The organism is Pseudomonas sp. TWR3-1-1 (assembly GCF_049896545.1).
Classification (GTDB): domain Bacteria; phylum Pseudomonadota; class Gammaproteobacteria; order Pseudomonadales; family Pseudomonadaceae; genus Aquipseudomonas; species Aquipseudomonas weihenstephanensis.
Map to the genome: position 1 here is coordinate 129,382 of NZ_JAFCUO010000008.1, position 11,141 is coordinate 140,522.

Here is an 11,141-nt window from a genome sequence, read left to right on the forward strand (position 1 = left end):
TGAGTTCTATAAGGATCCCCCATGAAGCGGCTACTCGGCGCTTGCGCCCTGCTCAGCTTGCTCGCTGGCTGCGCCAGCCACGACATAGACCCACGCGGCTATGACGAAACCGGCGTCGCCTCTTATTACGGCGCTCGTCACCACGGTAAACGCACCGCCAGTGGCGAACCCTTCGACCAGCACGCGCTCAGCGCCGCCCATCGCCAACTGGCCTTCGGCAGCCGGGTTTTGGTCACCAATCTAAGTAACAACCAGAGCGTTGTGGTGCGCATCAATGATCGCGGCCCGCACACCCGTGGGCGCCTGATCGATCTTTCACGCCAAGCGGCCCAACAGTTGGGTATGCTGCGCAGCGGCACCGCAAAAGTCCGCATCCAGGGCTTGAGCGACTAAATCAGGGAGCGGCTGCAATCTTGGGCTTGAACGCGTTATCGACATGGAACCTGCTGCAATTGCTGTGCGGCCTCGGGCTGCTAATCGCAGGTGCCGAACTGTTGGTGCGCTGCGCGGTGAGCATGGCGGCAAAAATGAAAGTTCGCCCCTTGCTGATCGGTTTGACCGTGGTCGCACTCGGCAGCAGCGCGCCGCAAATGACCGTCAGCCTGCAAGCGGCCTTCAATGACACTTCAGACATTGCCGTGGGCAGCGTGATCGGTAGCAACATCTTTAACGTTCTGGTCACCCTCGGGCTGTCTGCCCTGATCATCCCGCTGCGCGTATCCCGCCAGTTGGTGCGCCTCGATATTCCGCTGATGATCCTCGCCAGCGCACTGGTCTACGGGCTGGCCTTGAGCAAGGATCTCGACCGACTGGACGGCGTTGTGTTGCTCTGTGCCCTGGCGGTCTATCTGGGCATGCTGCTGCGCCAGTCACGCCACAGCAACCACCATCACGCCAGCCACGACCAGCCGCAACACACGTGGCCACGCAATGTACTGATGATGCTCTGCGCCTTGCTCCTGCTCGGCCTGGCCGGTCATCTTTTGCTGGCTGCCGCCGTCGACGTCGCGACCCAGCTGGGGCTGTCGGAACGCATCATCGGCCTGACCATCATTGCGGTGAGCACCTCCCTGCCCGAGCTGGCCACCTCGCTGATCGCCGCTTTTCGCGGCCAACGTGAGATTGCAGTGGGCAACGTGATCGGCAGCAACGTCTTCAACCTGCTCGGTGTGCTGGGTTTCACCGCTTTGCTGGCACCCGCGCCGCTGTCCGTCTCGCCCAATGCCCTGGCGTTCGACCTGCCGGTGATGCTGGGCGTTGCCGTACTGTGCCTGCCCGTGTTCTACACCGGCTACCGCGTGACACGGGTTGAAGGGCTGCTGTTTCTGGGGTTGTATCTGGCGTATGGCCTGCACGTAGTGTCGTTCACCACCGGTATGCCACTGGCCGGCAAGCTCGAGCACCTGATGCTGTTTTACCTCTTGCCGGCACTGTTGGTGTTTCTGCTGTTCAGCACTCTGCGCGCCTGGCGTCGACAACACTGAGGGGCCGTGCGAGGCGCACTCCATACCAAAACGTGCGCAGGGTTTTGCACGCCCCAGGCTTAAATCCAGCCACCCCACTGCAACACAAAGATCCCGATATTGGTGGTGATGGCGGCCATCAGTGTGGTGATCACGATAATCGCGGCGGCCAATTCATGATTGCCATTGGCGGCGCGGGCCATCACAAAACTGGCGGCGGCGGTCGGGCTGGCAAAGTACAAAAACAGCGTGCCCAGCTCAGGCCCACGAAAGCCGCACAACCATGCGCCCAACGTGGTGATGATCGGCAAGCTGATCATTTTGACCAGACTCGCACTGAGGGCCAGATCGCCACTTTTGCGTAAGGCGGCCAATGACAGGGTGCCGCCGATGCAGATCAACGCCAATGGCAACGTCATCGCCGCCAGGTATTCGCCGCTGGCTTGCAGCCAGTTGGGCAGCGCAATCTTGAACGCTGCAAACGGCACCGCGGCCAGCACGCTGATAATCAGCGGGTTTTTGAACACACTTTTGCAGATACTCCACGGATCGGACTTGATCACCGGGCTGTACACCGCCAGTACGATGGTCGACAACGTGTTGTAAAGCAGGATGACCAGCGCCGCGAGCACAGCCCCCAAAGAGATGCCGTAGTCGCCGTACATGCTGGCAGCCAGTGCCAGGCCAATGACCGCGTTGTTACCGCGAAACGCGCCCTGGGTATAGATGCCACGGTCTTCACGCGGGCAGCGCCAGATCGACCATGTCCACGCCAGTGAAAAGCTGAGCAAGGTGGCCGCGCTAAAGTACCCCAGGACTTTGGGTTGTAATGCGGTGCTCAAATCCGCATGCAAAATACCCAGAAACAACAACGCCGGCATGGTGACGTTAAACACCAGAGCCGACGCCGTGTGGATAAAACTGTCGTTGATCCAGCCAACGCGCTTAAGCACGACGCCCAGAAACAACATGGCAAATACTGGAGCGGTGATGGTGAGCGTCTGAAGGAAAATAGCCAGCATGCCAAGCAATTCCGATTGCAATCGTTAGGCGGCTAATCTTATGTCAGCCACTGAGCCACTGCCTAGCCACTGAACACGCGCTGTCGTCGCTGGCGAAGGCCGCGATTTGTAGCGCCCGATTCAAGGGGCTCGCCGCTTGCGGCAGCAACGACAGGCAATGATCAAGCAAACTGCGCGCGCATCCAGCTGTGGTACTCGGCCACGCCGGGATCACCTTCACGCGGAGCCCAATGGGCCAGTTCGCCCTCACCCACAGGCCGATACGGCCCTGCTTTGCATTCGAACATCAAACTGTCGGCTTCAAGCACCACCAAACCATGAAACACCCCCGGTGGCAGGTCGACCCCAAGGCATTCGCCTCCCGCAACCAGCACCCGTTTGTCGAGCAACTGACCGTCCTGATCAAATATCAGCACGCCCAACTTACCCTTGAGCACCAACAAGGTTTCAGCCTTGTCACTGCTCAAGTGCCGGTGCGGCGGCACGTAGGTGTCAGGTTGCAGCCCCACCACCATGCGATGGCACGGCTCCTCCATCTGATGCAGGTTGTGGTGCTGACGACCACGGGGGTTACCGGCCGCTTTCTCAGCCAGTTCGTTAAACAACGTTTGATCGAGAAAGCTTGGGGTAATCATGGTTTCAACGTCCTTGTTTACATACCTTTAACGGCATAAATGCCGGCGGCGTTACGCCAGTAGCCTTTGTAGTCCATGCCATAACCGAAGACATAACGGTCCACGCACGGCAGGCCCTCATAGTTGGCTTTCAGGCCGGGACTGGCTTTGCGGTCATGGTCTTTATCAATCAGCACGGCAGTGTGCACTTGACGCGCGCCCGCATGGTGACAGAAATCAACGATAGCGCTCAGGGTGTGACCTTCATCCAGAATGTCGTCGATGATCAATACATGACGGTCCATGAACGACACTTCAGGCTTGGCCTTCCAGAACAGATCGCCACCGCTGGTTTGGTTGCGATAACGCGTGGCGTGCAAGTAAGACGACTCAAGCGGGAATTTCAGATGGGTGAGCAGCTTACCGGCAAAAATCAGCCCGCCGTTCATCACACAAAAAACCACTGGATTCATCTCGGCCATGTCGGCCGTGATTTGCGCGCCAACGCGGGCAATGGCCGCCTCGACTTCAGCTTCGGTGTACAGGCAGTCAGCCTCTCGCATGATTTGACGGATATGCTCGAGATCAGCAGACATGACGCTCTCCAGGGGGGGTTGCTCAAGAAAAGCGGGCAAAGGTACGCATCCGCATGGCTCAGATCAAGCGTTTATGGACTAACGTGCACTAATGTCTGTAGGACATCACCCCGGATTAGATTAATCTAGGCCGGTTTTTTTGCCTGCCCCCGGAGTTTTTCCCTATGCCCATCCGTGAGATCCGACATCCACTGATCCGTCACAAACTTGGCCTGATGCGCCGCGCCGACATTAGCACGAAGAACTTCCGCGAGCTTGCTCAGGAAGTCGGCGCGTTGCTGACCTATGAAGCCACCAGCGACCTGACCCTCGAAACCTACGAGATTGAAGGCTGGAGCGGGCCTGTTCAAGTTGAAAAAATCGCCGGTAAGAAAATTACCGTGGTGCCTATCCTGCGCGCCGGTATCGGCATGCTTGAAGGCGTACTGAGCCTGATCCCGGGCGCCAAAGTCAGCGCTGTCGGCGTGGCCCGTAACGAAGAAACCTTGCAGGCGCACACCTACCTGGAAAAACTCGTACCGGAAATCGACGAACGCCTGGCGATGATCATCGACCCAATGCTGGCCACAGGCTCCTCGATGGTTGCCACCATTGACCTGTTGAAGAAAGCCGGCTGCAAAGAAATCCGCGCCATGGTGCTGGTAGCTGCCCCAGAAGGCATTGCCGCCGTTCAAGCCGCTCACCCGGACGTGACCATCTACACCGCGTCGATCGATAACCGTCTGGACGAACACGGCTACATCATTCCGGGCTTGGGCGATGCCGGCGACAAGATCTTCGGCACCAAGCAAAAGGACGCATAACATGCAGGACGAGTTCAACGACCCGCTCTGGCGCCAGATTATTTCTGGCGCGCAGATGCTCTTCGTGGCCTTTGGCGCGTTGGTGTTGATGCCTTTGATTACAGGCCTGGACCCTAACGTCGCGCTGTTCACGGCGGGTCTCGGGACTCTGCTGTTCCAGATCGTTACCCGGCGCCAGGTGCCGGTCTTTCTGGCTTCGAGTTTCGCCTTCATTACCCCGATCATTCTCGCCAAGGGCCAGTTCGGCCTCGCCGCGACCATGGGCGGCGTAATGGCAGCCGGTTTCGTGTACACCTTTCTTGGCTTCGCCGTAAAAATTAAGGGCACCGGTTTCATTGATCGCCTGCTGCCACCGGTGGTGATTGGCCCGGTGATTATTTCGATCGGTCTGGCAATGGCCCCGATTGCCGCACACATGGCAATGGGCCGGGCAGAAGACGGCACCGAACTGATCCACTACCAAACCGCCATGCTGATCTCGATGCCAGCGTTGCTGACCACACTGATCGTGGCGGTCTTCGGTAAAGGGATTTTCCGTCTGGTGCCGATCATTGCCGGCGTCTTGGTAGGTTTCGCGTTGGCGTTCTACTTTGGCGTCGTCGACACCGCCAAGATCGCTGCGGCCCCCTGGTTTGCCCTGCCGCACTTCACGGCACCGGAGTTCAACTGGCAGGCGATTCTGTTTATCGTCCCCGTGGCCCTGGCCCCAGCCATTGAACATATCGGCGGCGTTATCGCTGTAGGCAGCGTGACTGGGCGTGACTACCTGAAAAAGCCGGGGCTGCATCGCACGCTGTTCGGTGACGGCATTGCCACCACCGCCGCAGGCCTGCTGGGCGGCCCACCCAATACCACCTACGCCGAAGTGACGGGCGCCGTGATGCTGACCAAGAACTACAACCCGAAAATCATGACCTGGGCGGCGATCTTCGCTATCAGCCTGGCATTTGTCGGTAAGTTCGGCGCACTGCTGCAAAGCATCCCAGTGCCTGTCATGGGCGGGATTCTCTGCCTGCTGTTCGGCTCGATTGCCGCCGTGGGGATGAACACCCTGATTCGCCATCAGGTAGACCTGAGCGAAGCGCGCAATCTGGTGATCGTCTCGGTGACCCTGGTATTCGGGATCGGCGGCGTACTGATCGGTACGGGGATGGGGCCTGAAGACTTCGGTCTTAAAGGCATCGCGCTGTGCGCCATTGTGGCGATAGCGTTGAACCTGATCCTGCCGGGCAATGACGCCTGGAAAAAGAAGAAAGGTGACGAGCCGATTCTCTAAAACCCTGTAGGCGCGAGCTTGGCGTTGCCGTTGCAGAAGGCGACGTCCGATTGCGAAGCGCTCGTAAAGCTGATGACTGCGGTGTCTGTGAGACACCGCGCTCAAGGGTTTTACGAGCGCTTCGCGCGCGGACGCAGCCTCGCGTTACTCGTCAGCGGCTACAGGTTTTGCGTGCGCTACAGCTCCAACGGCGCTCTTTCACACAACGTATTCAATGCTGCCGCCCACTGCGGGCTGTCATTGAGACACGGCACCAGCACCAACTCTTCGCCCCCCGCCTCAATAAATTGCTCACGTCCGCGATCGCCAATTTCTTCCAGCGTTTCGATGCAGTCGGCCACAAACGCCGGGCACATGACCAATATCTTCTTCACGCCCTCTTTGGCCAACGCATCCAGCCGAGCCTCGGTGTAGGGTTCGATCCATTTCGCTCGTCCCAAGCGCGACTGGAACGCTACCGACCATTTACCGTCTGGCAAGCCCATGCGCTGGGCAAACGCTTGAGCGGTGCGCAAACACTGCGCGCGATAGCAGGTGGCCAATACGGCAGGTGAGGCGTTTTGGCAGCAGTCTTCACGTTTAAAACAGTGATTGCCGGTAGGGTCGAGCTTGTGCAAATGGCGCTCGGGCAAGCCGTGAAAACTCAGCAACAGGTGATCGTAATCCTGCTCCAGGTGCGGCTTGGCACTGGCCACCAAGGCATCCAGGTACTCGGGCTGGTCGTAAAACGGCTGCACAATCGAGAACTGAATCGGTAGTTTCTTGACCTTGACCACGCGCCTGGCTTCCTCAATCACCGTGGTCACGGTGCTGTCGGCAAACTGTGGATAAAGCGGCGCCAAGGTGACCTTTTTAATGCCTTGAGCGGCCAACCGGGTAAGCACGGTTTCAATCGACGGCTCGCCATAGCGCATGGCCAGCTCCACCGGCCCCTGCGTCCACTCCTGGGTCATGGCCTGCTGCAAGCGACGGCTGAGCACCACCAAAGGCGAGCCTTCATCCCACCAGATAGACGCGTAGGCATGTGCCGATTGCTCAGGGCGTTTGATCAGGATCAGCGACACCAGCAAACGCCTGACAGGCCACGGCAAGTCGATGACGTAGGGGTCCATCAAAAATTGGTTCAGGTAACTGCGTACATCCGCTACCGAGGTAGACGCCGGCGAACCCAGGTTAACCAGCAACAGCGCGTGGTCGGTCATGCAACATCCTATTTCAGAGGCGGGCGGACACATCATCAAGTGCCGCACGCAAATCGGTGAACTGAAAAGTGAAACCGGCTTCCAGCAATCTGGCAGGTGTTGCGCGCTGGCCACCCAATAATAATTGCGACATCTCGCCCAACAGCACACGCAATACAAACGCCGGCATGGGCATAAAGGCCGGGCGATGCAGCACACGGCCCAAGGTCTTGGCGAACTCTGCGTTACGTACCGGGTGCGGCGCGCAGGCATTATAAGGACCCGTCGCGGCATTCTCATGCACAAGAAAATCAATCAGGGCAATTTGGTCATTGATATGAATCCACGGCATCCACTGCCGACCATTGCCTATTGGCCCACCCAAGCCCAGCTTGAAGGGCAGCCGTAAACGCGACAAAAAGCCGCCATCGGCCGATAACACCAAACCCGTTCGCACCAGCACCACACGGATGCCCAGAGCCTGCGCCCGTTGCGCGGTCTCTTCCCATGCGATGCACAAATGGCTGGCGAAATCTTCGTTCACCGTAGGCGAGTCCTCGGTCAACTCGCGCTCAGCGCCGTCCCCATACCATCCCACGGCAGAGCCAGAGACCAAGACCGAAGGCTTGTATTCGCGGCTTTCGAGCCAGGTCAGAAGGGTTTCTGTGAGCGTGATCCGGCTGCTCCAAAGCAACATTTTGCGTTTACGCGTCCACGGCCTGTCGGCGATGGGCGCGCCCGCCAAATTGATCACCGCATCCACCGGTTCCTGCCCAAGCGCATCGAGACGGGCGATACCTCTTACACCCGTGCCGCACAGTTCACTCACCTGCTCCGGTCGCCGGCTCCATACCGTCAAACGATGACCTTGCGCCAACCAGTGACGACACAGTTGGCGGCCTATCAAGCCCGTACCGCCTGTCAGCAATATGTGCATCAGTTCAACCTCGCAGGGAGTTTTATCGCAAGCACTGGTCTATTTTTAAACAAAGACCCATTTCATCGGTCTGCTGGCTTGCATGAAGAATAGGCCAAATGACCCCGGCGAGCACGCAGAAACCTATACTAATAAATAGATTTGTACAGGTATTATCGACAACGTCGTCTGTGCAAACAGGAATCGAGGCCAATATGACTGTACCTATCGCAATAATCGGCACCGGAATTGCCGGGCTTTCGGCTGCACATGCCCTGCACAAGGCAGGGCACGCCGTGCACCTGTTCGATAAAAGCCGCGGCAGCGGCGGGCGCATGTCGAGCACACGCAGCGAGGCCGGTGCGCTCGATCTGGGTGCGCAGTACTTCACAGCCCGCGACCGGCGTTTTGTCGATGAGGTTCAACACTGGCAAGCCAAAGGCTGGGCTAGCGAGTGGGAACCCCACCTGTATAACCACAAAAATGGCCAACTGACGCCCTCTCCCGACGAGCAAATTCGCTGGGTCGGCAGCCCGCGCATGAGCGCCATTACCCGGGGCCTGCTGGAGCACCTGACAGTGACCTTTACTTGCCGCATTACAGACTTGATTCGCGGCGAAAAACATTGGCACCTGCAAGATGCAGACGGCAAGGATCACGGACCGTTCAGCCATGTGATCGTGGCCACCCCCGCCCCCCAAGCCACGGCGCTGCTGGCCAGCGCGCCGAAACTGGCCAGCGCCGCAGCCGGGGTCAAGATGGACCCGACCTGGGCGGTGGCGCTGGCATTCGAAACCGCCCTCGACACCAAAATGGATGGCTGCTTTGTACAAGACAGCCCGCTGGACTGGCTCGCGCGAAACAGCAGTAAACCCCTGCGTGACAGCCAGCCCGACACCTGGGTGCTGCATGCCACCAGCGCCTGGAGCCGGCAAAACCTCGACCTGAGCAAAGAGGCCGTGATTGAACAGCTGCACGGCGCATTTGCCGAGCTGATGCACGTCGCGATTCCGGCGCCTATTTTCACTCAGGCCCACCGCTGGCTGTATGCCCGGCCCGCAGCAGCCCACGAATGGGGCGCTTTGGCTGACGCCGACCTGGGCCTTTATGCCTGCGGCGACTGGTGCTTGTCCGGCCGGGTCGAAGGCGCATGGCTCAGCGGCCAGGAGGCAGCACGCCGCCTACTTGAGCATTTGGAATGAATGGCCGGCGATTGAGGCCACTGCCGAGCAGTGCACGATAATACCTATACAAGAAGTTTGACTTGTACAATATCAAGCCTATGATGACCTCAAGTTGTACATCAATAAAAAGATGTACAAGAAATTCTTGGAGGTTCATCCCATGGCCTGCATCGCCACTACCGGACACAAACCGAAAATAGCCATCAGCGCCTGCTTGCTGGGCGCTGAAGTGCGCTTCAACGGTGGGCACAAAGAATCGCGCCTGTGCAGCCAGGCCTTAAGTGAACATTTCGAATTTGTACCGCTGTGCCCCGAGGTGGCCATCGGCCTGGGTATTCCGCGTCAACCCATCCGTTTGATAGGTGATCCTGCGCAGCCTCTCGCGGTAGGCAGTGTCGACAGTGCGCTGGACGTGACCCGGCCCCTGCACGATTACGGTGTGGCAATGGCGGCTTCCCACACGGATATTTGTGGCTACATCTTTATGCAAAAGTCGCCTTCGTGTGGCCTTGAGCGGGTCAAGGTGTATCAGGACGGGGGGCGACCTGCCGAGTTGAGCGGGCGCGGCATCTACGCCCATGCGTTCTGCGCGGCTCACCCCGACTTGCCGGTCGAAGAAGACGGCCGCCTGAATGACCCGGTGCTGCGCGAAAACTTCATGACCCGGGTGTACGCCTACAGCGCCTGGCAGGCCCTGCTCAAGCAGGGCATCACCCGCCGCACCCTCACCGAGTTCCACGCGCGCTACAAATACCAACTGATGGCCCATCACCCGGTGCAGTACAAAACCCTGGGCAATTTACTCGGCAGCCTCGGCAAGCAAGACCCGCGAGAGATTGCGCCGCAGTACTTCAGCGAGCTGATGAAGGCCCTTAAAAAATGCGCCACCCGCCGCACCCATACCAACGTGTTGCAGCACCTGAGCGGCTACCTCAAACAGTCCATCAGCCCCGCTGACAAACGCGAAATGCAGCACCTGATTGGCCAATACCTGCAAGGCATCGTGCCATTAGTGGTGCCGCTGACCTTACTCAAGCATCACTTTCGCCTACACCCCGACCCTTACATCTCGCGTCAGGTTTACCTGCAACCGCATCCGGAAAATCTCAGCCTGCGAAATGCTATCTGACCATGAATGATGACTTGATCATGTCCAATACCCCTCACACCGACTACAGCCAGGCACTGGTTGAAGGCTGGCTGCCCATTCGTGACGTGTCACGCATCACGGGGGTGAACGCCGTGACCTTACGCGCCTGGGAACGCCGCTATGGCCTGATCGTGCCGCAGCGCACGGCCAAGGGCCATCGCCTGTTCTCGAATGAACATATCCAGCGTATCCAGCACATATTGCTTTGGCTCAATCGCGGGGTTGCCGTCAGCCAAATCAAACCCCTGCTCGATGCCCCCGCCGCGCCTGACGACTCACTCGCAAATGACTGGCAGGTCTGGCGGCAAACCCTGATTCAAGCCATCAGTGAATTGGCCGAGCGCAAGCTGGATGACTGCTTCAACCAAGTGATGTCGCTCTACCCGGCACGCGCCTTGTGCGAGCAATTATTGATTCCGTTGCTCAAAGAGCTGGAACAACGCTGGCAAGGCCAGTTTGGCGCCCAACTGGAACGCGTGTTCTTCCACTCCTGGTTACGCAGCAAATTGGGCGCACGGATTTATCACAACAACCGCTCGCTCAGCGGCGACCCGGTGTTGTTGATCAATCATTCTGATCTGGCGCTCGAACCTCATCTGTGGCTCAGCGCCTTGCTCATCAGCAACAGCCACTGCCCGGTTGAAATGTTTGATGCCCCGCTGCCGGTCGGAGAACTGGGGCTGGCAGTTGAGCGCTTAAAACCACGCGCCGTGGTGCTGTACTCCAGCAAAACGCTGAACACCCACCAACTGCCAAAACTCTTGAACGGCATCGAGTGCCCCATCGTGATTGCCGGACCAACGGTATGCATCCATTACGACGTGTTGTCCGTAAGTACGACTGAGATCGCTGGACTGTGTCTGGCCAACGACCCCATTGAGGCCCACCAACGCCTCTTTCAACTCGGGCTGGTGTAGCACCGCGCTATTGCTCAAG

12 protein-coding genes are annotated in these 11,141 nt (G+C 58.6%); 7 read left to right on the forward strand and 5 right to left on the reverse strand.

Features of this window, described 5'->3' with window-relative positions; genetic code table 11:
• The first annotated feature begins 21 nt into the window (after positions 1-21).
• Positions 22-393: a septal ring lytic transglycosylase RlpA family protein gene (locus ACP7A4_RS17500; RefSeq protein ID WP_059762467.1), complete on the forward strand. Its 372-nt coding sequence runs from the start codon at positions 22-24 to the stop codon at positions 391-393.
• Between the two features lie 50 nt (positions 394-443).
• Complete coding sequence (locus ACP7A4_RS17505) at positions 444-1,484, forward strand: calcium/sodium antiporter (RefSeq protein ID WP_059762516.1); 1,041 nt, start codon at positions 444-446, stop codon at positions 1,482-1,484.
• 59 nt (positions 1,485-1,543) lie between these two features.
• Here the strand turns inward: ACP7A4_RS17505 and ACP7A4_RS17510 are convergent, their stop codons facing one another.
• The 3 genes from ACP7A4_RS17510 to ACP7A4_RS17520 form a co-directional block, all read right to left on the reverse strand.
• Complete coding sequence (locus ACP7A4_RS17510) at positions 1,544-2,485, reverse strand: AEC family transporter (protein WP_203303665.1); 942 nt, start codon at positions 2,483-2,485, stop codon at positions 1,544-1,546.
• A gap of 161 nt (positions 2,486-2,646) precedes the next feature.
• Positions 2,647-3,120: a WbuC family cupin fold metalloprotein gene (locus ACP7A4_RS17515; protein WP_426247863.1), complete on the reverse strand. Its 474-nt coding sequence runs from the start codon at positions 3,118-3,120 to the stop codon at positions 2,647-2,649.
• A 17-nt stretch (positions 3,121-3,137) separates the two neighbouring features.
• Complete coding sequence (locus tag ACP7A4_RS17520) at positions 3,138-3,695, reverse strand: hypoxanthine-guanine phosphoribosyltransferase (protein ID WP_048363129.1); 558 nt, start codon at positions 3,693-3,695, stop codon at positions 3,138-3,140.
• Positions 3,696-3,859: 164 nt separating this feature from the next.
• On the opposite strand from ACP7A4_RS17520, the gene upp reads away from it, so the two are divergent.
• Together upp and ACP7A4_RS17530 are read left to right on the forward strand one after the other, a co-directional pair.
• Positions 3,860-4,498 (forward strand): uracil phosphoribosyltransferase, encoded by a 639-nt coding sequence (upp, locus tag ACP7A4_RS17525; RefSeq protein WP_048363128.1) that lies wholly within the window; start codon positions 3,860-3,862, stop codon positions 4,496-4,498.
• A gap of 1 nt (position 4,499) precedes the next feature.
• The gene (locus ACP7A4_RS17530) at positions 4,500-5,774 is read left to right on the forward strand and encodes a uracil-xanthine permease family protein (protein WP_048400254.1); all 1,275 of its coding nucleotides are present in this window, start codon (positions 4,500-4,502) and stop codon (positions 5,772-5,774) included.
• A gap of 176 nt (positions 5,775-5,950) precedes the next feature.
• Here the strand turns inward: ACP7A4_RS17530 and hemH are convergent, their stop codons facing one another.
• Complete coding sequence (hemH, locus tag ACP7A4_RS17535) at positions 5,951-6,976, reverse strand: ferrochelatase (protein ID WP_426247864.1); 1,026 nt, start codon at positions 6,974-6,976, stop codon at positions 5,951-5,953.
• Positions 6,977-6,989: 13 nt separating this feature from the next.
• Complete coding sequence (locus tag ACP7A4_RS17540; protein WP_059762459.1) at positions 6,990-7,892, reverse strand: TIGR01777 family oxidoreductase; 903 nt, start codon at positions 7,890-7,892, stop codon at positions 6,990-6,992.
• Positions 7,893-8,086: 194 nt separating this feature from the next.
• On the opposite strand from ACP7A4_RS17540, the gene ACP7A4_RS17545 reads away from it, so the two are divergent.
• From ACP7A4_RS17545 to ACP7A4_RS17555, 3 genes are all read left to right on the forward strand, one after another.
• On the forward strand, positions 8,087-9,073 hold the full coding sequence (locus tag ACP7A4_RS17545) for an NAD(P)/FAD-dependent oxidoreductase (protein WP_059762456.1): 987 nt from the start codon (positions 8,087-8,089) through the stop codon (positions 9,071-9,073).
• 142 nt (positions 9,074-9,215) lie between these two features.
• Complete coding sequence (locus ACP7A4_RS17550) at positions 9,216-10,184, forward strand: YbgA family protein (protein ID WP_203303668.1); 969 nt, start codon at positions 9,216-9,218, stop codon at positions 10,182-10,184.
• Positions 10,185-10,186: 2 nt separating this feature from the next.
• The gene (locus tag ACP7A4_RS17555; RefSeq protein WP_426247865.1) at positions 10,187-11,122 is read left to right on the forward strand and encodes a MerR family transcriptional regulator; all 936 of its coding nucleotides are present in this window, start codon (positions 10,187-10,189) and stop codon (positions 11,120-11,122) included.
• Positions 11,123-11,141 lie beyond the last annotated feature (19 nt).

Excerpts from the sequence above, each read along its gene's own strand:
- ACP7A4_RS17515 (WP_426247863.1), bottom strand. The coding sequence starts at position 3,120 with ATGATTACCCCAAGCTTTCTCGATCAAACGTTGTTTAACGAACTGGCT.
- ACP7A4_RS17510 (WP_203303665.1), bottom strand. The coding sequence starts at position 2,485 with ATGCTGGCTATTTTCCTTCAGACGCTCACCATCACCGCTCCAGTATTT.
- upp (WP_048363128.1), top strand. The coding sequence starts at position 3,860 with ATGCCCATCCGTGAGATCCGACATCCACTGATCCGTCACAAACTTGGC.
- ACP7A4_RS17550 (WP_203303668.1), top strand. The coding sequence starts at position 9,216 with ATGGCCTGCATCGCCACTACCGGACACAAACCGAAAATAGCCATCAGC.
- ACP7A4_RS17520 (WP_048363129.1), bottom strand. The coding sequence starts at position 3,695 with ATGTCTGCTGATCTCGAGCATATCCGTCAAATCATGCGAGAGGCTGAC.
- ACP7A4_RS17540 (WP_059762459.1), bottom strand. The coding sequence starts at position 7,892 with ATGCACATATTGCTGACAGGCGGTACGGGCTTGATAGGCCGCCAACTG.
- ACP7A4_RS17530 (WP_048400254.1), top strand. The coding sequence starts at position 4,500 with ATGCAGGACGAGTTCAACGACCCGCTCTGGCGCCAGATTATTTCTGGC.
- hemH (WP_426247864.1), bottom strand. The coding sequence starts at position 6,976 with ATGACCGACCACGCGCTGTTGCTGGTTAACCTGGGTTCGCCGGCGTCT.
- ACP7A4_RS17545 (WP_059762456.1), top strand. The coding sequence starts at position 8,087 with ATGACTGTACCTATCGCAATAATCGGCACCGGAATTGCCGGGCTTTCG.
- ACP7A4_RS17500 (WP_059762467.1), top strand. The coding sequence starts at position 22 with ATGAAGCGGCTACTCGGCGCTTGCGCCCTGCTCAGCTTGCTCGCTGGC.
- ACP7A4_RS17555 (WP_426247865.1), top strand. The coding sequence starts at position 10,187 with ATGAATGATGACTTGATCATGTCCAATACCCCTCACACCGACTACAGC.